The sequence below is a fragment of the Ferrovibrio sp. GW821-FHT12E11 genome, assembly GCF_058806975.1.
On the sequence record NZ_JBXAQG010000001.1, the window covers coordinates 2,802,564 to 2,821,158 of the forward strand.

The 18,595-nt window shown below is 63.9% G+C and carries 16 protein-coding genes; 12 read left to right on the top strand and 4 right to left on the bottom strand.

All coding sequences use genetic code 11. From position 1 onward, the window contains the following. The first annotated feature begins 4 nt into the window (after positions 1-4). The 3 genes from AC1ROT_RS13990 to AC1ROT_RS14000 are packed head-to-tail and all read left to right on the top strand — an operon-like array spanning position 5 to position 2,602. Positions 5-1,018 carry an ABC transporter ATP-binding protein gene (locus AC1ROT_RS13990; protein ID WP_492999714.1) on the top strand — a complete coding sequence of 338 codons (1,014 nt, stop codon included), beginning with the start codon at positions 5-7 and terminating at the stop codon, positions 1,016-1,018. 5 nt (positions 1,019-1,023) lie between these two features. Further along, positions 1,024-1,995 (top strand): ABC transporter ATP-binding protein, encoded by a 972-nt coding sequence (locus AC1ROT_RS13995; protein WP_492999715.1) that lies wholly within the window; start codon positions 1,024-1,026, stop codon positions 1,993-1,995. A gap of 25 nt (positions 1,996-2,020) precedes the next feature. Further along, positions 2,021-2,602 (top strand): cupin domain-containing protein, encoded by a 582-nt coding sequence (locus AC1ROT_RS14000; protein WP_492972078.1) that lies wholly within the window; start codon positions 2,021-2,023, stop codon positions 2,600-2,602. Positions 2,603-2,618: 16 nt separating this feature from the next. Here AC1ROT_RS14000 and AC1ROT_RS14005 read toward each other — a convergent pair whose 3' ends face one another. Then, the gene (locus tag AC1ROT_RS14005; RefSeq protein ID WP_492999716.1) at positions 2,619-3,410 is read right to left on the bottom strand and encodes a TetR/AcrR family transcriptional regulator; all 792 of its coding nucleotides are present in this window, start codon (positions 3,408-3,410) and stop codon (positions 2,619-2,621) included. A 202-nt stretch (positions 3,411-3,612) separates the two neighbouring features. On the opposite strand from AC1ROT_RS14005, the gene AC1ROT_RS14010 reads away from it, so the two are divergent. Next, positions 3,613-5,397, top strand: coding sequence for an acetolactate synthase catalytic subunit (locus AC1ROT_RS14010; RefSeq protein WP_492999718.1), 1,785 nt, complete (start codon positions 3,613-3,615; stop codon positions 5,395-5,397). A 111-nt stretch (positions 5,398-5,508) separates the two neighbouring features. On the opposite strand, the gene dapA is transcribed toward AC1ROT_RS14010, so the two are convergent. Both dapA and AC1ROT_RS14020 read right to left on the bottom strand, forming a co-directional pair. Further along, positions 5,509-6,435 carry a 4-hydroxy-tetrahydrodipicolinate synthase gene (gene dapA / locus AC1ROT_RS14015; RefSeq protein ID WP_492999720.1) on the bottom strand — a complete coding sequence of 309 codons (927 nt, stop codon included), beginning with the start codon at positions 6,433-6,435 and terminating at the stop codon, positions 5,509-5,511. A 5-nt stretch (positions 6,436-6,440) separates the two neighbouring features. Beyond that, positions 6,441-6,881 carry a hypothetical protein gene (locus AC1ROT_RS14020; protein ID WP_492999722.1) on the bottom strand — a complete coding sequence of 147 codons (441 nt, stop codon included), beginning with the start codon at positions 6,879-6,881 and terminating at the stop codon, positions 6,441-6,443. Between the two features lie 309 nt (positions 6,882-7,190). Here AC1ROT_RS14020 and kdpF point away from each other — a divergent pair, with 309 nt between their 5' ends. Genes kdpF through AC1ROT_RS14050 form a run of 6 tightly spaced genes read left to right on the top strand, consistent with a single transcriptional unit; the run spans position 7,191 to position 15,024 of the window. Beyond that, positions 7,191-7,280, top strand: a complete 90-nt coding sequence (gene kdpF / locus AC1ROT_RS14025) for a K(+)-transporting ATPase subunit F (RefSeq protein WP_492999725.1) — start codon at positions 7,191-7,193, stop codon at positions 7,278-7,280. Positions 7,281-7,289: 9 nt separating this feature from the next. Beyond that, positions 7,290-8,987 carry a potassium-transporting ATPase subunit KdpA gene (gene kdpA, locus AC1ROT_RS14030; RefSeq protein WP_492999726.1) on the top strand — a complete coding sequence of 566 codons (1,698 nt, stop codon included), beginning with the start codon at positions 7,290-7,292 and terminating at the stop codon, positions 8,985-8,987. 12 nt (positions 8,988-8,999) lie between these two features. Next, positions 9,000-11,033 carry a potassium-transporting ATPase subunit KdpB gene (gene kdpB, locus AC1ROT_RS14035; RefSeq protein WP_492999728.1) on the top strand — a complete coding sequence of 678 codons (2,034 nt, stop codon included), beginning with the start codon at positions 9,000-9,002 and terminating at the stop codon, positions 11,031-11,033. An 11-nt stretch (positions 11,034-11,044) separates the two neighbouring features. Then, a complete protein-coding gene (gene kdpC, locus AC1ROT_RS14040; RefSeq protein ID WP_492999731.1) occupies positions 11,045-11,623 on the top strand; it encodes a potassium-transporting ATPase subunit KdpC in 579 nt (192 codons plus the stop codon). A gap of 7 nt (positions 11,624-11,630) precedes the next feature. Continuing rightward, the gene (locus AC1ROT_RS14045) at positions 11,631-14,345 is read left to right on the top strand and encodes an ATP-binding protein (RefSeq protein WP_492999733.1); all 2,715 of its coding nucleotides are present in this window, start codon (positions 11,631-11,633) and stop codon (positions 14,343-14,345) included. Beyond that, complete coding sequence (locus AC1ROT_RS14050) at positions 14,338-15,024, top strand: response regulator (RefSeq protein ID WP_492999734.1); 687 nt, start codon at positions 14,338-14,340, stop codon at positions 15,022-15,024. Before AC1ROT_RS14045 ends, AC1ROT_RS14050 begins: the two co-directional genes overlap by 8 nt. 331 nt (positions 15,025-15,355) lie before the next feature. Here the strand turns inward: AC1ROT_RS14050 and AC1ROT_RS14055 are convergent, their stop codons facing one another. Continuing rightward, on the bottom strand, positions 15,356-16,309 hold the full coding sequence (locus tag AC1ROT_RS14055) for an AraC-like ligand-binding domain-containing protein (protein ID WP_492999735.1): 954 nt from the start codon (positions 16,307-16,309) through the stop codon (positions 15,356-15,358). A gap of 243 nt (positions 16,310-16,552) precedes the next feature. Between AC1ROT_RS14055 and AC1ROT_RS14060 the strand changes: the two genes are divergently transcribed. Both AC1ROT_RS14060 and AC1ROT_RS14065 read left to right on the top strand, forming a co-directional pair. Then, the gene (locus AC1ROT_RS14060) at positions 16,553-17,527 is read left to right on the top strand and encodes an ABC transporter permease (protein ID WP_492999737.1); all 975 of its coding nucleotides are present in this window, start codon (positions 16,553-16,555) and stop codon (positions 17,525-17,527) included. A 33-nt stretch (positions 17,528-17,560) separates the two neighbouring features. Further along, complete coding sequence (locus tag AC1ROT_RS14065) at positions 17,561-18,556, top strand: sugar ABC transporter substrate-binding protein (protein ID WP_492999738.1); 996 nt, start codon at positions 17,561-17,563, stop codon at positions 18,554-18,556. The last annotated feature ends 39 nt before the right edge of the window (positions 18,557-18,595 follow it).

An 18,595-nucleotide genomic window follows, 5' to 3' on the forward strand; every position in this document is an offset into this window, starting at 1 on the left:
GGACATGAAGAGTAATCCGGCGCCGATCCTTGAAGTCGAGAATCTGCAGATCGACTTCCAGACCGAGGATGGCGTCATCCATGCGGTCGACGGCGTGTCCTGGCAGTTGCACCAGGGCGAAACGCTCGGCATCGTCGGCGAGAGCGGTTGCGGCAAAAGCATCAGCACCCTGGCGATCCTGGGCCTGATCCCGATGCCGCCAGGCCGCATCGTCGATGGCAGCATCCGCTTCGACGGCGTCGATCTTCTGGCCTGCAGCGAGGCCGAGCTGCGCAAGGTGCGCGGCAACCGCATCTCGATGATCTTCCAGGAACCGATGACCTCGCTCAACCCGGTGCTGACCATCGGTCGGCAGGTCTCGGAAGCCATGGTGCTGCATCTGGGGCTCAGCCAGGCCGAGGCCTGGCAACGGGCCGAAACCATCCTCACCAAGGTGCGGATTCCGGAAGCCCGGCGCCGGCTGGATGAATACCCGCATCAGCTGTCGGGCGGCATGCGACAGCGCATCATGATCGCCATGGCGCTGTGCTGCAATCCGTCGGTACTGATCGCCGATGAACCGACCACCGCGCTGGATGTGACCATTCAGGCGCAGATCCTGCAGATCATGAAAGACCTGCAGGGCGAGTTCGGCACCGCCATCGTGCTGATCACCCACGATCTGGGCGTGGTGGCCGAAACTGCACGGCGCGTGGTCGTCATGTATGCCGGCCGCAAGGTGGAAGAGGCAGACGTCACTGCGCTGTTTGATCGGCCGCTGCATCCCTATACGCAGGGTCTGCTCGCCGCCGTGCCCCGGCTGACCGACGCGGATGACGAAGACCGGCGGCTGACGGAAATCCCCGGCCTGGTGCCATCGCTGCGCCGCAAGCCGGCAGGCTGCGGCTTCGCGCCGCGCTGCCGGCATGCCACCGGGCAATGTCATGTGCAGGTGCCGGCCTTCCAGATGGTCGAGGGCGGCCATGGCGTGGCCTGCTGGAACTGGGCTGCCATCCAGCAGATGGGGGCCGCCCAGTGAACGCCGTGGCAAAACATCCCCTGCTGGAGGTCCGCGACCTCAAGAAGCATTACCCGTTGGGCCAGGGTTTCTTCGCCCGTCGCAAGGGGCAGGTGCGGGCGGTGGATGGCATCAGCTTCACGCTTCGCCATGGCGAAACCCTGGGGTTGGTGGGCGAAAGCGGCTGCGGCAAGTCCACGGCCGGCAAGGCGATCCTGAAGCTGATCGAACCCTCGGCCGGCAGCATCCATGTCGAAGGCAGGGACATCACCGCGCTGGATACGGCAGCGATGCGGCCCTATCGCCGGACCATGCAGATCATCTATCAGGATCCCTATGCTTCCCTGAATCCGCGCATGTCGGCCGGCGCCATCGTCGCCGAGCCCTTCCTGAACTATGAGAATCTGTCGGCGGCTGAAATCCGCGATCGAGTGGCGGCGCTATTTGCCAAAGTCGGCCTGCGCCCCGAGCAGATGCGAAAATATCCGCATGAATTCTCCGGCGGCCAGCGCCAGCGTCTCGGCATCGCCCGTGCGCTTACGCTCGGCCCCAGCCTGATCGTCGGCGACGAACCGGTCTCAGCGCTTGATGTCTCGGTGCAGGCCCAGGTCATCAACCTGCTGAAAGACCTGCAGGAGGAATTCGGCCTGAGCTACCTGTTCATCGCCCATGACCTGGCGGTGGTGAAGCATATCAGCCACCGCATTGCCGTGATGTATCTCGGGCGGATCGTGGAACTGGCCGACCGTAAATCGCTGTTTGCCAATCCGCTGCATCCCTATACGCAGGCGCTGCTGTCCGCTGTCCCGGTGCCCGATCCGCGCCACAGGCGCGAGAAGATCATCCTCACCGGCGATGTGCCCAGCCCGATCAATCCGCCGGGCGGCTGCCATTTCCATACGCGCTGTCCCCATGCCATGGCGCGCTGCCGCACCGAGGTGCCGGCGCAGACACAGCCGGTGCCCGGGCGCATCGTTGCCTGTCATTTGCATGGTTGAACCGGTATCGAGCAGGGTTGCCCCCATGGATATGAAACTGGATATCTTCGAGAATCTGCAGGATGACTTCGATGTCGGCGAGCGCCTGCGCTCGGTGCGGATCGGCTGCGGCCTGTCGCAGCGCGAACTGGCGCGTCGGGCCGGCGTCACCAATGGTGTGATCTCCCTGATTGAGCAGAACCGCGTCAGCCCTTCGGTTGCCTCCCTGCGCAAGATCCTGCAGGGCATCCCGATGCCGCTGGCGGAATTCTTCAGCCTGTCGGGGCCGCCAAAGGAGCAGGTCTTCTATCGTTCGAACCAGCTCATCTCGCTGACCAAGGGGCGCATTGCCTTTCGCCAGGTCGGCAATGTGCGCGAGCGCAATCTGCAGATCCTGCATGAGAAATACGAGCCCGGCGCTGATACCGGGCGTGCCATGCTGCAGCATGATGCGGAAGAAGGTGGCGTCGTCATCAACGGAGCGATCGAACTCACCGTCGGCGACCAGTGCGAAATCCTGCGTGCCGGCGACGCCTATCTGTTCGACAGCCGCCGGCCCCATCGCTTCCGCAATGTCGGCGACGAGGTCTGCGAGATCGTCAGCGGCTGTACGCCACCATTTCTCTGATTGCAGTCCAGCGGTATCAGGCGCGGCCTGATCGGGCCTTGGTTTTCGCGGCTTTCGGCTTTTCCGGCTTCTTTTCGGCCAGCTTTGCGGTGCGGCGGGGACGGCTGTCCTTGTTCAGCTTGTAGTCGCTCTGGTGTCGGGCGGCTTGGAAACCGCCGACGATGAAGTCGATAATTTCGTTCAGCGACTTTTCGCGATCTCTAGTCGTACAGCGTCCAGCAGAGATTTCCTCAAGCCGGCCGCTGTCCGCCGTATTGTAGATGTAGATCCCCATCATGAAATGCATGCGCCAGTATATGCCGTCGACATCCAGCCCCGGCAGGGTACGCCGGAAGGCGTTGGCAAAGCGCATGGTGCTGGTGTTGAAGGCCTGCGGGCGGATCTTGGCGATCACTTCGCGCGGCTCGTCGTTGAAGCGGCTGTGCATCAGCATGAAGTGACGGCCGTTACTGGGAGATGCCATCATTTCCAGGGCCGGTGCGACAAAGGCATGGATGATGCGATGCAGTTGCACGGGCTTGCCGGCGGCTTCCTTCTCGGCGATATCCAGCAGTTCGATGCGGCGTGTCGCCAGCCGCACGCTGCCGCGCTTGAAGACCTCCTCGAACAGGTCGGTCTTGCCCTTGAAGTGATAGTGCAGCATGGCGATGTTGAGCTCGGCCGCGGCGGCAATCGCGCGGGTCGAGGTGGCAGCAAAGCTGGTTTCCGCAAACAGGCGTTCGGCGGCGTCGAGGATTCGTTCGCGACTGGCTGCACCACGCTGGCGTGTTGCGCGCGGAGCCTGTTTCGCCTTGATGTCTTTAGCCATGCGATTCCCTTTACCTGTCGCTTATTTAACCCGCATCGCCGCGTATTAGAAGGACTGTTTTCCGCATTTTGCCCAATAAAACAATTAACTTAGCCGTTATCGCCCCGCGGTTGACGATGCGCGGACCGGACGATATAGATAACCAATCGATTGATTAATAAAATCCGCCGCGCACCAAGCGCAGCCGGAATGGGAATGAAACATGAGACATGTCTCGCTGCAGGGACCGCGCACGCCCAAAGCCTTGTCCCGGAATCCCGATTTCATCGTCGCCGATGCGATTGCCGCCGCCTTCCGGCGCCATGGTATCGACACGGTGTTCGGCCAGAGCATTCCCTCGGCCCTGATGCTGGCCTGTGAAGACATCGGCATCCGCCAGGTGGTCTATCGCACCGAGAATGCCGGTGCGGCCATGGCCGATGGCTATGCCCGCATATCCGGCCGCATCGGCGTGGTAGCGGCACAGAACGGCCCGGCGGCCACCCTGTTGGTGCCGGGCCTGGCCGAGGCGTTGAAGTCATCCATCCCGTTGCTGGCGATCGTGCAGGATGTGGCGCGTTCGGGCGTCGACCGCAATGCTTTCCAGGAACTCGATCATGTCGCGCTGTTCGGCGGCTGCGCCAAGTGGATCCGGCGGCTGACCGACCCGGCGCGCATCGACGATTATATCGACATGGCGATCACCGCAGCCACCAGCGGCCGCCCCGGGCCGGTCGTTCTGCTGCTGCCCATGGATTTCCTGGCCGAGCGCATGGAAGCATTGCCGCAGCGCCAGTCCGTGCTGGGGCACTACCCGCTGGATCGCCTGCAGCCTGAACATCGGCTGATCGAGGAAGCGGCAAGCCTGCTGGCCCGGGCGCAGTATCCGCTGGTGGTCTCGGGCGGTGGCGTGCATCTGTCGCAGGCCCATGACGCGCTGGCGGCCTTGCAGGACCAGGCGGCGCTGCCGGTTGGCACCACGGTGATGGGCAAGGGTGGCGTCGACGAAACCCATGCGCTGTCGCTGGGCGTGATCGGCAATATCATGGGCCGCCGCAGTGCTTCGCGGTATTGCAAGCCGGTGATCGACCGGGCCGATGTCGTGCTGCTGGTCGGCACCCGCACGGCGCAGAATGGCACGGAGTCCTGGCGGCTGTTCTCCAAGGATGTGCGCTTCATCCATATCGATATCGACGGCGGTGAGATCGGCCGCAATTACGAAAGCCTGCGCCTGGCCGGCGATGCCCGGCTGACGCTCACGGCGCTGACCACGGCCCTGCGCAGACAGGACTTGAGCAGGCGGCAGCAGCAGCGGCCGGTTCTGGAGGCTGAAATCGCCAGGGCCAGACTGCAGCACCAGGATGAAGCTCGGGATGTCGTTGAAAGCGATGGTTCGCCGCTGCGGCCCGAGCGCGTCATGGCCGAGGTGGCCAGGGTGCTGAGCGCGGATATGATCGCGGTAGCGGATGCCAGCTACTCTTCGGTCTGGCTCGCCAATTACCTGCGGGCGCTGAAGCCCGGCATGCGGTTCCTGACGCCGCGCGGCCTGGCCGGACTGGGCTGGGGGCTGCCGCTGGCCATGGGCGCGCGTTGCGCCCGTCCGGATGCAACCGTGCTGTGCTTTGCCGGCGATGGCGGCTTCGGTCATGTCTGGTCCGAGCTGGAGACGGCCGTGCGCGAGCAGATCAAGGTGGTCGTTACCATCTTCAACAACCAGATTCTCGGTTTCCAGAAGGATGGCGAGGACGAGCGCCATGGCCGCCACACCGATGCCATCTATTTCTCGGCCGTCGATCATGCCGCCGTGGCGCGCGCTGCCGGCTGTACCGGCATCCGGGTGAGCACGGCTGCGGAGTATGCCGCCGCCCTGCAGCAGGCTTTGTCCAGTCCGGGGCCGACGCTGATCGATGTGGTGACCGACCCGGAGGCCTATCCGCCGCTAACGGTCTTCGACGTCCAGATCGACAAGGTCCGGCAGTCGCGCCGGGCGCTGGCGCAGCAGGACTGATTGCGCGTTGTCGTAAGCTTGGGAGGCTCACGCAACCGGCATTCCCAGGATATGCATCGCGGCCCGATCCCCCAGCCTCCCGCCAGCCCCACCGCCATCAGCATGACCCGGTTACGCCGCCCGATGGCTCCCGCGGACTGCGGATTCCTCCTGCGCCCAGACCGGCTCGAGCGCCATGGCCAGCGGAGCATCGGCTGCCAGGCTGAGCGGCGTCAGTGGCAGGCGAAGCGTGTCGGCACATAGACCGAGGCGGGACAGGGCGCGCTTCACCGGGATCGGATTGCTTTCCAGCGACAGGGCCTGTACCAGCGCCAGCAGCCGCCCATTCAGCCGAATCGCTGCAGCCATATCGTCGGCTTCGAATCGCTCATGCATCTGGGCACAGAGGGCGGGAGCGATATTGGCGAGGACCGATATGCAGCCATGGCCACCGGCAACCCTATAGTGAAGCGCCGTGGCATCGTCGCCGGAGAATTGCAGGAAGTCGGTCCCGGTCAGGTGCCGCAGCCGCGCCGGGCGGCCGAGATCGGCGGTGGCATCCTTGATGCCGATGACGCGGGCGAGTTCCGACAGGCGACCGACGGTCTCGTCGGAGAATGCGCAGGCCGTCCGGGTCGGAACGTCGTAGAGCAGGATCGGCAGGCGCACGGTATCGTGGATCGCCTTGATATGGCGGAACAAGCCCTCCTGCGTGGGCCGCACATAGGATGGCGCGCTGCAGAGCAATATGTCGGCGCCATGGCGTTCCGACTGACGGGCGAGGAAGACGGCCCGCTCGGTCGAGGGCGATCCGATGCCGGCAATGACCGGTACGCGGCGACGGGCAGCGACAACGGCTGCTTCAACCAGCCCGGCGTGTTCTTCGTCGGCCAGCATGGCCGCCTCTCCCGTGCTGCCGCCGGCAACGATGGCGGTTGTGCCGCGCTCGATCTGGCGGGCCACAAGCCGGGAGAAGCAGTCCATGTCGATGGTGCTGCCACAATAGGGTGTCACGAGGGCGACAATCGAGCCGCGAAGCTCTGGTTTATGACGAGGCATGGTGCTTACCCATGGGCCAGCAGAACGATCCGCGTGCCCACGCTGTGCGTGCTGTCGACATGCAGGCCGAGGCGCTTCAGATAGCGGACCAGACGTTCCATGCCCTTGCGGGCGACCAGCATCGTTGCGTCGATGGCAATCCGACCGGTCTTGCCGGCGCGTCGCAGGGCCATCCTGATGGCGCTGTCGCATTCCTCCGGTTCGGCAATACCGGTAATCCAGACCAGATCGGCATGCTCGGCCGAAGGTGATGCAACACCAACACGCAGTTCCGCGGCGCTACGGCAGCCCCGATTCAGGAAAGCAATGAACAGCGGCAAGGTGCCGCGTCCGATCACGACGACACCGTCGGTGTTGCGGGTTGGCGTTATGGCCACAAGGTCACGGGCGGTGTGGGCATCGTGGGGAACCGTAAACTGACGAAGCCGCCTGGGCATGGTCGACACGGATGGTCTCCTTGGCTGTTTCCGATGCCGAAGACTTGGGTATTTGCGCTAAGGCGGCCATGTGGCTTTCGCTTCAAGGGCATAAGGAATGCATAAGGACCGGATAAGGACCGCTCGACAGGCGTCTTTATGCTTTCTTTATGCAGCCCTGCGGCATCCCACATGGCGGCTTAATACGGGAGCGGCCTAGATCAGGGGTCTCATTGGAGCGCCCCATGCCTGATCTCATCTTCATCGCCCTCGGTGCCGGCCTCTTTGCCGGCTTCATTGCCTACACGCTGCTCTGCGAGCGGCTTTAGGAGTCACCCCATGACATTCGATTTCATCCTGGGCGGCGGCATCGCGCTGCTGCTCGCGATCTATCTGCTTTACGCCCTGCTGCGGGCAGAAAAGTTCTAAAGGCTGGCCATGACCCAGAACGATTACGTCCAACTCGGCGTCTTCCTCGCCATCATCCTGGCGGCCACGCCCGTCCTCGGCCTTTATATGGTCCGTCTGTTCAATGGCGAGATCGGCTGGCTGCGGCCCGTCGAACGGCCATTCTATGCTCTGGCCGGTGTCGATCCGCAGCGTGAGCAGCACTGGTCGGTCTATGCCATCGCCATGCTGATCTTCAATCTGGCGGGGTTCCTGCTGCTGTTCGGTATCCTGCGCCTGCAGGACCTGCTGCCGCTCAATCCGCAAGGATTGCCGGGGCTGTCGCCTGACCTGGCCTTCAACACGGCGGTCAGCTTCGTCACCAATACCAACTGGCAGTCCTATGGTGGCGAAAGCACCATGAGCTATTTCAGCCAGATGGTCGGCCTGACGGTGCAGAACTTCATCTCGGCTGCCACTGGCATCGCCATCGCCCTGGTGGTGATCCGCGCGTTTGCCCGCAAGTCCGCCAAAACCGTCGGCAATTTTTGGACCGACATGACGCGGGCAACGTTGGGCCTGCTGCTGCCCGCCGCCATTATCGCGGCCGTCTTCCTGATCTGGCAGGGCATGCCGCAGAATTTCGATGCCTATACCACCGCCACCACGGTGGAAGGCGCCGAGCAGATGATCGCCCAGGGGCCAGTCGCGTCTCAGGTGGCGATCAAGATGCTCGGCACCAATGGCGGCGGCTTCTTCAACGCCAATGCGGCGCATCCCTTCGAGAATCCGACCGCCTTGAGCAACTTCGTGCAGATGCTGCTGATCTTCGTCATCGGCGCGGCGCTCACCAATGTGTTCGGTCGCATGGTCAGGGACCAGCGGCAGGGCTGGGCCATCCTCGCCACCATGCTGCTGCTGTTCGTGGCCGGCGTTCTGGTCACGGCCTATGTCGAGGCCGGGGCCAACCCGCTGCTCACCGCGCTGGGCGTCGATCCGGCCATGGGCAATATGGAGGGCAAGGAAGTCCGCTTCGGCAGCTTCAGTTCCGCGCTGTTCGCAGTCATCACCACGGCCGCTTCCTGCGGCGCGGTGAACGCCATGCATTCCAGCTTCCTGCCGCTGGGCGGCATGATCCCGATGATCAACATCATGCTGGGCGAGATCATCGTCGGCGGTGTCGGCGCCGGCTTCTATGGCATCGCGCTGTTCATCGTGGCCACGCTGTTCATTGCCGGCCTGATGGTCGGCCGCAGCCCGGAATATCTGGGCAAGAAGATCGAGGCTCGCGAGGCCAAGCTGGCAGTGCTGGCCATCCTGATCTCGCCGATGGCCATTCTGGTCGGTACGGCGATTGCGCTGGTCAGTGACGCCGGCCTGGCCGGCCTGCTGTCGCCGGGTCCGCATGGCCTGAGCGAAGTGCTCTATGCCTTCACGTCCGCGGCCGGCAACAACGGCAGTGCCTTCGCTGGCCTGACCGCCAATTCGGTCTTCTACAACACCGCGTTGGGCCTGGTCATGCTGCTCGGCCGCTTCGCCATGATCGTGCCGGTCATGGCTCTGGCCGGCGGCCTTGCGGCCAAGAAGGCGGCTCCGGCTTCGGCGGGCAGCTTCCCGACCCATGGCCCGATGTTCGTCCTGTTGCTCGCTGGCACCATTCTGATCGTCGGCGGCCTCACCTTCTTCCCGGCGCTGGCGCTGGGGCCGATTGTCGAGCATCTGCTGCTCGTCGCCGGCCAGACGTTTTAAGGAGCTAGAGTCATGACCAAACGTTCTGCTGCCGCGCAGCCGATCTTCGATCCGTCACTGGTGGGCGAAGCTGCCCGTCAGTCCTTCGTCAAGCTCGATCCGCGCATTCTGTGGCGCAACCCGGTGATGTTCGTGACCGCCACGGTGGCGGCCGTCTCGACCGTCATTTTCATCCGCGACATCTTCACTGGCGGCGAGATCGCCCTGCTGGGGCAGATTTCGGCCTGGCTGTGGTTCACCGTGCTGTTCGCCAATTTCGCCGAAGCCCTGGCCGAAGGCCGTGGCAAGGCGCAGGCGGAATCCCTGCGGCGCGGCAAGACCGAGGCCACGGCCAAGCTGCTGGATGCCGCCGGGCGGATCAAGGTGGTATCGGCCACCACGCTGCGGGTCGGCGATGTGGTGCTGGTCGAGACCGGCGATCCGATCCCCGGCGATGGCGACGTCATCGAGGGTATCGCCTCGGTCGATGAATCGGCGATTACCGGCGAATCCGCGCCCGTCATTCGCGAATCCGGCGGCGATCGTTCGGGCGTCACCGGCGGCACGCGAGTGCTGTCGGACTGGATCAAAGTGCGGATCACCGTCAATCCGGGCGAAAGCTTCCTCGACCGCATGATCGGCCTGGTGGAAGGCGCGAAGCGGCAGAAGACGCCGAACGAGATCGCGCTCACCGTGCTGCTGGTCGGCATGACGCTGATCTTTCTCGTCACCACCGGCAGCCTGGAAGCCCTGGCGATCTATTCCGGCATGCCGGTGCCGGTGGTCTACCTGATCGCGCTGCTGGTGACGCTGATCCCCACCACCATCGGCGGTCTTCTGTCGGCCATCGGCATCGCCGGCATGGACCGGCTGATCCGTCACAACGTGATCGCCAAGTCGGGCCGCGCCGTGGAGGCCGCTGGCGATGTCGATACCCTGCTGCTCGACAAGACCGGCACCATCACCCATGGCAACCGCATGGCCTCTGCCTTCATCGCGCTCGCCGGCGTGTCGGAGCATGAACTGGCCGAAGCCGCCATGCTGGCCTCGGTGGCCGACGAGACGCCGGAAGGCAAGTCGATCGTGGCGCTGGCGGTAGAGAAATACGGGCTCGGCCATGAGGTCGAGCGCGCCAAGGCGGGCAGCTTCATTCCTTTCAGCGCCCAGACCCGCATGAGCGGCCTTGATCTCAACGGCCGCGAGATCCGCAAGGGTGCCTTCGATGCCGTGCTGCGCTATGTGGCGGCACCAGCCTCGGCCGAACTGACGGGCGCGGTGGAACGGATCGCCAAGTCGGGCGGCACGCCGCTGGTGGTGGCGCAGGATCGCCGCATCCTCGGCGTTATCCACCTGAAGGACATTGTGAAGACCGGCATCCGCGAGCGCTTCGCCGAACTGCGCCGCATGGGCATCCGCACGGTGATGGTGACCGGCGACAACCCGCTGACCGCCGCCGCCATCGCGGCGGAAGCCGGGGTCGACGATTTCATCGCCGAAGCGACGCCGGAAAAGAAGCTGGAGCTGATCCGCAAGGAACAGGCCGAAGGCAAGCTGGTCGCCATGTGCGGCGACGGCACCAACGACGCCCCGGCGCTGGCCCAGGCGGATGTCGGCCTGGCCATGAATATCGGTACGGCGGCGGCGCGCGAGGCCGGCAACATGGTCGATCTCGACAGCAACCCGACCAAGCTGATCGAAGTCGTCATGATCGGCAAGCAGCTGCTCATGAGCCGCGGTTCGCTGACCACCTTCAGCCTGGCCAACGATGTGGCGAAATACTTCGCCATCATCCCGGCGCTGTTCGTCGCCACCTATCCGCAGCTCGGGGCGCTGAATGTGATGCAGCTGAGCTCGCCGCAGAGCGCCATCCTCTCGGCGGTGATCTTCAACGCGCTGATCATCATCGCCCTGATCCCGCTGGCCCTGAAGGGCGTGCGCTACCGGCCGCTGCCGGCCGTCACCCTGCTGCGGCGCAATCTGGTGATCTACGGCCTCGGCGGCGTCGTGCTGCCCTTCTTCGGCATCAAGGCCATCGACATGGCCGTGGCTGCCCTCGGTCTTGTGTAAGGAGAACCGTCATGCTCAGTCACATTCGTCCCGCCTTGGTTCTGCTGGCTTTCTTCACGCTGGTCACCGGCCTGCTCTATCCGCTGGCGATCACCGGTATCGGCCAGGGCCTGTTTCCGCGCCAGGCCGGCGGCAGCCTGATCGAACAGGATGGCAAGGTGGTCGGTTCGGCGCTGATCGCCCAAGCCTTCACGGCGCCGCAGTATTTCCAGCCGCGTCCGTCGGGTGCCGGCAAGGATGGCTTCGACGCGACCTCGTCCAGCGGCTCCAATCTCGCGCCGACCGCCAAGGCGCTGGTGGAGCGTGTGGCTGGCGACGTGGAGACGTATAAGGGCCGGGACGGTTCCGCGCAGGTGCCGGTGGATGCCGTCACCACCTCGGGCAGCGGGCTGGACCCGCATATCTCGCCGGCCAATGCGGCCCGGCAGATCCTGCGCGTGGCGGAGGCGCGCGGCATGACCGTGGCCGAGGTGAAGGCGCTGGTGGATGCCCATACCGAGCAGCCCTGGCTGGGATTCCTTGGCCAGCCCGGTGTGAACGTGCTGACGCTGAACCTGGCCTTGGATAAGATCAGGCCAGTGACCAAATAGAGGCCTGATGGCCGATCAGCGATCCGATCCCGAGACCAGACCATCCCCGGAAGCCCTGCTTCAGGCGGCCGCGCAGGAAAAGCGCGGCCGTCTGAACGTGTTTCTCGGCGCGGCGCCCGGCGTTGGCAAGACCTATGCCATGCTGGAGGCAGCCCATATCCGCCGGCGCGAAGGCGTGGATGTCGTCATCGGCGTGGTGGAAACCCATGGCCGGCCGGAGACCGCGCAGCTGCTGCAGGGACTGGAACAGGTGCCCCTGCGCCATGTCGACTATCGCGACCGGGCCTTCAGCGAACTCGATCTCGACGCGGTTTTGCAGCGCCGCCCGCAGCTGGTGCTGGTCGACGAACTGGCGCACAGCAATGTGCCCGGCAGCCGGCATGAGAAGCGCTATCAGGACATCGAGGAAATCCGCGATGCCGGGATTGACGTTTATACGGCGCTGAATATCCAGCATCTGGACAGCCTGAACGACGTGGTCGCGCAGATCACCCGTGTGAAGGTGCGCGAGACGGTGCCCGACAGCGTTCTGGCGCAGGCCGACAGCATCGAGGTCGTCGATCTTGCACCCGAGGACCTGATCCGGCGCCTGAAAGAAGGCAAGGTCTATGTGCCCGAGCAGGCCGCCCGCGCCGTGCATCACTTCTTCGCGCCGGGCAACCTGACGGCCCTGCGTGAACTGGCGCTCCGCAAGGCAGCCGACCAGGTCGATGGCCAGATGCTGTCCTACATGCAGTCCCATGCGATATCCGGCCCCTGGCCGACGCGGGACAGGATCATGGCCTGCATCAGTCCGAGCCCGCTGATGCCGCGGCTGGTGCGCACCGCGCGCCGCATCGCCGAGCGCCGGCGCGCCCCGTGGATCGCGCTCTATATCGAGACGCCGGCGCATGATCGCCTGTCGGATGCCGAGAAGACTCAGATCAACCGGGCGCTGACCCTGGCCGAGGAATTCGGCGCCGAGGTCGTCACGGTCGCCAGCAGCAATGTGCCGGCCGAGATCATCCGGCAGGCGCGCCAGCGCAATGTCACCGAGATCGTGGTCGCCCGCAGTCATCGCAGCCGGCTGATCAACCGCCTGCGCGGCACGCTGACCGATCGCCTGGTCGAACTGGGTGATGGCATCAATATCCATGTCATTACCGGGTCGCCCGACGCCGAATCGTGGTTTGGCGTGATGCGGTCTCGCCTTGCCAGCATGAGTCTGGATGGCCTGGTGCCGGCAGCATTGATCTCGCTGGCGGCGACCGGGCTGGTGAAACTGGCCGAGCCGTGGTTGCCGGCTTCCAGTATTCCTTTGCTGATTCTGGTGGCCGTGCTGCTCTGCTCGCTCCGGTATGGCTCTGCGGCAGCGGTGCTGAGTTCGGTGCTGACGGTGCTGGGTTACAACTTCCTGTTCCTGCCGCCGCTCTATACCTTCACCATCGCCAATGCGGAGAATATCTACACCTTCTTCGTTTTCCTCGCCGTGGCGCTGATCACCAGCAACCTGACGGCGCGGATCAGGGCGCAGGCCGAAGCCGCGCGTATTCGTGAGGCTCGCACGGCTTCGCTGTATGACTTCAGCCGCATGGTGACAGGTGCCGCGGCGGAGGACGACATCCTCTGGGCCGTCGTCCATCATGTGGCCGCACTGGCCAAGGCGCAGTCGCTGGTGCTGATGCCGGAGAACGGCCGGCTCGCCGTGCGCGCCGCCTATCCGCCGGAAGACCAGATCGACGACAAGGCCAGGGCTGCCGCCGACTGGGCCTGGGAGAAGGGCGAGCCGGCCGGGCGCGGCACCGGCACCTTGCCATCCTCGGACTGGCTGTTTCTGCCGCTGCGAACGGCCGAGCGCAAGCTCGGCGCGCTGGGCATCCGTTTCCCCGAGGATCGCGCGGCGCTGGGCCCGGACGAGCGGCGCCTGCTGGATGCCCTGGCCGGACAGGCCGCACTGGCCATCGAACGCAGCCTGCTCAACCGCGATGTCGAGGAGGCCCGCGTCTCGGCGGAAACCGAGAAGCTGCGCTCGGCCCTGCTCTCCTCGATCAGCCATGACCTGCGCACGCCGCTGGCGTCCATCATCGGTGGCGTCTCCAGCCTGATGAATTTCGACAGCCGGCTGGATGAGCGCGGCCGCAGCGAACTGCTGCAGACCGTGCGCGACGAGGCCGAGCGGCTGAACCGCTTCGTCGGCAACCTGCTCGACATGACGAAGATCGAGGCCGGCGCCATGCAGCCCAAGCTCGACTGGGTCGATCCGGAAGAACTGGTCGCCACGGCGGTGAAACGCGCGGCGCCGCTGACCCAGGGGCATGACATCCGCATCGATGTGGCGCCGGACATGCCGTTGCTGCGGGTGGACTACATCCTGATCGAGCAGGTGCTGATCAACCTGCTGGACAATGCGGCGAAATACTCGGCCAAAGAAAGTCCGGTCGATGTGCGCCTGTCGCTGCAGCGCGACCGCCTTGTGCTGACGGTCACCGATTCCGGCTCCGGTATTCCGGCGGCCGAGCTTGAGCAGGTCTTCGATATGTTTTATCGCGTCAAGGCCGGCGACCGGCAGGTGGCGGGCACCGGGCTGGGCCTGTCGATCTGTCGCAGCATCCTGAAGGCCCATGGCGGCGACATCCGGGCCGAGAGTCCGGTGGCCGATGGCAAGGGGACGCGTATGATCGTGACCCTGCCGCTGGAAGAACAGCCGGCATTGCCGAATGAAGAGAAGGCCCCCCATGGCTGACGGCGCGAAGATTCTGGTGATCGACGACGAACCGCAGATCAGGCGCTACCTGCGGGTCAGTCTCGAGGCGCATGACTTCCGCATCCTCGAAGCCGCCAGCGGACAGGAGGGGCTGCGTCTGGCGGCCCTGGAAAAACCTGACCTGGTCGTGCTCGATCTCGGCCTGCCGGATATGGACGGCCAGGCGGTCATCGCCCGCCTGCGCGAATGGACGACGGTGCCGATTGTGGTGCTGTCGGTGCGGGCGGATGAAGTCGACAAGATCGCGTCGCTGGATGCCGGGGCTGACGATTATGTCACCAAGCCGTTTGGCACCGGCGAACTGCTGGCCCGCATCCGGGCGGCGTTGCGCCACACCATTGGCGCCAGTGCAGGGATCGCGGTTTTCACAACGGGCGAGTTGAAGGTCGATCTCGAGAAGCGGCAGGTGAGCCTGGGAGGCGAGCCGGTGAAGCTTTCGCCCAAGGAATACGACCTGCTGAAACTGCTGGTGCAGCATGCCGGCAAGGTACTGACCCACCAGTTCATCCTGCGCCAGGTCTGGGGCCCAGCCCATGAAAGCGACGTGCAGTATCTGCGGGTCTTCGCCCGGCAGCTGCGCCAGAAGATCGAGGCCGACCCAACCCAGCCCGTGTTGCTGCTGACGGAGCCCGGGGTTGGTTACCGGCTCATGGCGTGAGTTGCCAATCGCCTTTCGCGTGACCGCCGGCCATGGCTGGAAGCAAGAGCAATTTTCCTGAAGCGCCCCACTTGTCCCGCAAGGCAGGCTTGAGTGCCGGGTTTTTTTAAGGGAACTGTCTTCGCTGCCGTAAGCTCTGTCAGCTTATCGATCTGCCAAGTCCTGGAGCGGGTGAGGGGAATCGAACCCCCGTCGTAAGCTTGGGAAGCCGACTTTCCCGCTCCGGCCAATTGGAAAAATACTGGAAAACCGCAGATTGGGTTGCTGCCCGTATAGCTATTCTTAGCATGCTTTAGCAGGGGTGTGTCCCAAATTGTCCCACCGGTCAGATTCAGGACGATCTGCCGCGCGTTATATCAGATGGCCTGATGCCGAAGCGACGGCGGAACATCGTGCTGAAATGCGACGAACTGCTGAACCCGACGCGATAGGCCACTTCGGTCAGCGAGCGGGCATTGTGGTCGGAGCGTAGCAGCATGTCGTGACCGAGTTCGATCCGGCGTGTCCAGATCCAGTTCGACACCGACTGGCCCTCCAGCCGGAACAGCGTATGCAGATAGCGCAGGGAGATACCGTTGCTTTTGGCGATCAGCTCCGGGCCTAAGCTCGGATCGCACAGATGGTCCTCGATCCAGGCTTTCACCGACCGCAGGCGCGCCTTCTGCACCACCTGTTCCGTCATCGGCTCGTCACGATGCGCCGACTCGAAAGCCAGCGCCAGCACATCCATCAGTTCCTCGCCGAGCTTGGCGCGGGTTGGCGTGTCCAGCGCGTCGCCTTGGCTGGCCAGCGTCGAACAGAATTCGACAGCTATACGACCCAGCCCCCGGCCGGTGCTCATAGTAGCGGCCAGCGGCGCCTGACCGTCGGCGAAGCGGGTGCCGAAGGCCTGCCGCGGAATCTCCAGATAGTAGGATCGCACTTTGCCCATGCATTGCAGGTCATAGGGCTCAGACGCGCAGAAGAGGGCGCCGACGCCGGCAGAGGTGTGGAATGAATCGCCGGATTGCACGACATTGACGCTGCCGGTCTGGATGAACTGCACGTAGTAACAATCCTTATCCAGCTTTGAGAGATGCGTCTTTCGCCGCGAGATGAGCTGCTGTGACACCAGGCATTCCGTCATCGCCACATTGCCAAACTGGGTTTCGCGGATGAACCCGTCGTAGTTGTCCGGATCGTCGGCCTTTACGTTGACGTGAACGTAAACGTCGCAGATGGCATCGCGCCATGCGGCATAGCGTTTGGCACGATCCAATGCATCGGTCGAGAATATCAGATCCACGATTTCCTCCGGCGCCATCCATGCACGGCCTGCCGGACGAGGCCGGCGGCCGCTTTTTCTCGTTCAGACCTGAACGGCGAACCCTCTGCATTCTTCGCCATTCCCGGGTGACCGGCAACAAGAAAAAGCCTGATGCATATCGCCAGTGCACGGACATGCAAGTTTCTTGCGCGTATGGAAAAGAACTGCTGCGCGCCAGGGTGATAGAAAAGCCACGGTAATCAGTTTGGAGGACAACAACTCATGCTCCGCGCGGCGAATCTGACCCAGGAGCGCATCGTGCTGGTGCTGGCGCTTGTCCTTACGGCAGTCTTCGCCATCTCCCTGCCGGGCTTCCTGACGCCTGAAAATCTCCTCGCGCTAGTGCGCAGCGTCTCGGTGCTCGGCGTGCTCGGCATTGCGATGGCGCTGGTGGTGATTGGCCGCGGCATCGACCTTTCGCTGGTTGCCGTGATGGCAGTTTCGCTGGCCTGGACGCTGAATCTCATCACCCACGGCACGCCGCTCGGCTTCGCGCTCCTGCTTGGCCTGGGTTTCTGTTTGCTGTCCGGGATCATCACTGGCTTCCTGGTCGCCTATGTCGAAATCCCGGCGATCTTCGCCACGCTCGCAATGGGCACCTTAATCTACGGTTTCGGCCGCTATTTCCTCATCGCGCTCGATGTCGTCTATCTGCCTGATGCCGCGTGGTCGATCGTGTGGATCGGCAGCGGGTCTTTCATGGGGATTCCGGTGCCGGTGCTGATCTTCGCCGGCGTCTGCCTGCTCGGTGCGCTGTTCTTGCGCTACGTCAAATCTGGCCGCTTTATCCGCGCCATCGGCGACAATCCTCTGGCGGCCAGGATTACGGGCATTCCGGTGCGCCCCGTCATCGTCATGCAGTATGTGCTGTCCGGGCTGATCGGTTTTGTCGCCGGCCTCGTCACCGCCACGTCGGTCGCCAGCATGAATATCCGCGTCGCCAATTCCACCTTCGTTTACGACGTCATCCTCGTCGTGGTGCTGGGCGGCATCGGCCTTTCCGGCGGCAAGGGCGGCGTGCGAAATGTCATCGTCGGCACGCTGCTGATTGGTGTGCTGATCAACGGCATGACGATCATGGACATCCAGTACACGGTGCAGAACGTCATCAAGAGTCTGATCCTGCTCGCGGCCATCGTCGCCGACACCATCATCAATCCCCGTGACGAACAGACCGCACAGCAGGGCGACATCTAGAATTCTACATAAAAAAACCAACAGGAGGACACCATGAAAGGTATCAAAGCGCTACTGGCAGTTGCCGCCGCTATGTCGATCAGCAGCATGGCCATCGCTCAGGGGATCGACGATCCCGCGCGGGCGGGGCATTACGCAGCCTTCAAGGGCAAGCGGGTCGTTTTCGTCCCGATCGCCATGGGCTTCGACCTCACCGAAGGCTGGGCCGCGGGCATCCGCAGTGCGCTCGAGCCGCTCGGCGTGAAATTCGATATCCGTGATCCGAACTGGAACACCGATGCCGGCGCGCAGGCGATCACCTCGCTGATCGCCGAAAAGCCGGACGCCATCGTGGTGCATAATCCCGATGTGCAGTCCTATGCCCGCTTGCTCAAGCGCGCGGAAGAGGCTGGCATCTACGTGATCCAGGTCAACATGCGCTCCAGCTATTCGACCGACGGCTTCGCCGGCGCCGATTATGTCGGCATGGGTGAGCGGATCGCCAACCGCCTGATCGAGAAATGCAGCCCGGCCAATGGCGGCAACGGCAAGATCGCCATCATGCAGGGCGTACTGACCGCGGCGGCCAGCGCCTATCAGATGAAGGGGCTGGACAATGTGCTGTCCAAGAACCCGCAGATGAAGATCGTCTCCAACCAGGCTGCCGACTGGGATGCCACCAAGGCGCGCAGCATCATGGCCACCGTGCTGCAGCAGCATCCTGATCTCTGTGGTGGCGTCGGCTTCTGGGACGTGATGGATGTCGGCACCGGGGCGGCGATCCGCGAATCCGGCAAGAAGGTGCACTGGATCACCCAGGGCGGCGGCAACCAAGCGGTCTGCGACAACCTGGGCAAGGATGTCTACAGCGAGGTGGTGAGTTATGACGTCCCGGCGCAGGCACGCGACATCGCCAACATCATCCAGTCGTTGTTCCAGAACAAGCCGAAGCCGGGTGCGACGAAAACCACGCTGTTCTCGCCGCTCACCTTCATCACCAAGGACAGCATGAAGCCCGGCGCCTGCTGGAACCTCGAAATCAAGAAGTAAGCTCGCGTCATTCCGGGGCTGGGCTGCGCGCCTGGCCCC

Excerpts from the sequence above, each read along its gene's own strand:
- AC1ROT_RS14060 (WP_492999737.1), top strand. The coding sequence starts at position 16,553 with ATGCTCCGCGCGGCGAATCTGACCCAGGAGCGCATCGTGCTGGTGCTG.
- AC1ROT_RS14010 (WP_492999718.1), top strand. The coding sequence starts at position 3,613 with ATGAGACATGTCTCGCTGCAGGGACCGCGCACGCCCAAAGCCTTGTCC.
- kdpB (WP_492999728.1), top strand. The coding sequence starts at position 9,000 with ATGACCAAACGTTCTGCTGCCGCGCAGCCGATCTTCGATCCGTCACTG.
- AC1ROT_RS14065 (WP_492999738.1), top strand. The coding sequence starts at position 17,561 with ATGAAAGGTATCAAAGCGCTACTGGCAGTTGCCGCCGCTATGTCGATC.
- dapA (WP_492999720.1), bottom strand. The coding sequence starts at position 6,435 with ATGCCTCGTCATAAACCAGAGCTTCGCGGCTCGATTGTCGCCCTCGTG.
- kdpC (WP_492999731.1), top strand. The coding sequence starts at position 11,045 with ATGCTCAGTCACATTCGTCCCGCCTTGGTTCTGCTGGCTTTCTTCACG.
- AC1ROT_RS14000 (WP_492972078.1), top strand. The coding sequence starts at position 2,021 with ATGGATATGAAACTGGATATCTTCGAGAATCTGCAGGATGACTTCGAT.
- AC1ROT_RS13990 (WP_492999714.1), top strand. The coding sequence starts at position 5 with ATGAAGAGTAATCCGGCGCCGATCCTTGAAGTCGAGAATCTGCAGATC.
- AC1ROT_RS14045 (WP_492999733.1), top strand. The coding sequence starts at position 11,631 with ATGGCCGATCAGCGATCCGATCCCGAGACCAGACCATCCCCGGAAGCC.
- AC1ROT_RS14050 (WP_492999734.1), top strand. The coding sequence starts at position 14,338 with ATGGCTGACGGCGCGAAGATTCTGGTGATCGACGACGAACCGCAGATC.
- kdpF (WP_492999725.1), top strand. The coding sequence starts at position 7,191 with ATGACATTCGATTTCATCCTGGGCGGCGGCATCGCGCTGCTGCTCGCG.
- AC1ROT_RS14005 (WP_492999716.1), bottom strand. The coding sequence starts at position 3,410 with ATGGCTAAAGACATCAAGGCGAAACAGGCTCCGCGCGCAACACGCCAG.
- kdpA (WP_492999726.1), top strand. The coding sequence starts at position 7,290 with ATGACCCAGAACGATTACGTCCAACTCGGCGTCTTCCTCGCCATCATC.